Source organism: Arthrobacter sp. B0490 (assembly GCF_002929355.1).
Classification (GTDB): domain Bacteria; phylum Actinomycetota; class Actinomycetes; order Actinomycetales; family Micrococcaceae; genus Arthrobacter_D.
The window spans coordinates 1-610 of sequence record NZ_PJIR01000115.1 but is presented as its reverse complement, the minus strand read 5'-3'; the positions used below and the strand labels follow the sequence as shown (position 1 = coordinate 610).

The following is a 610-nucleotide window of genomic DNA, read 5'->3' as shown; positions in this document are numbered from 1 at the left end:
TTGGCAGATTGACTTGCCGGGCTGGCTGATGACCTCGGGCCAGTACTTTGCGCAGATGACCTTGCCACTGGCGCTCATCTGCATCGGCGCCACGCTGTCATTGGATGCGTTGCGCAAGAGCAGCGGCAGTGCGCTCAGTTCGAGTCTGATGAAGATGGTCTGGCTGCCGGCACTCGCGACCCTGGGTGCTTGGGCCTACGGCTTTCGCGATGCGGAGCTGGGTATCCTGTTTCTCTACTTTGCCAGCCCAACGGCGGCAGCGAGTTTCGTCATGGCGCGCGCGGTCAATTCCAATCATCAGCTGGCCGCGACCATCATTGTCATCACGACGCTGATGGCAGCGCTGAGCATCAACGCCGGGCTGTTTCTGCTGGGCTGGCTGGGCTGGATCTAGTCGAGACCTTGGCTGCGATTCGCCGCGCCGTTCGTCGCCAATGCGGCTCTCAGCTTAAGAATCGCGTCGCGATGGTCGTAATCGGTCATCAGGCCTCAGAAAAAAAGTGCATTTGCGTCAAATTGCCCTGGACGTTCAACGGCTTGCCTAGCGAGGCAGCCGCTCCGTGTTCTAGGGAATCTCTCATGGCATTTTTCACACCTTCGAGCCGCTCGC

At 59.5% G+C, this 610-nt stretch carries 1 protein-coding gene; it reads left to right on the top strand.

Annotated features, from left to right (window positions below):
• Window positions 1-394: AEC family transporter (locus CXQ97_RS21015; RefSeq protein ID WP_181035164.1), on the top strand; the 394-nt coding region annotated here is incomplete at its 5' end.
• Window positions 395-610: the final 216 nt, after the last annotated feature.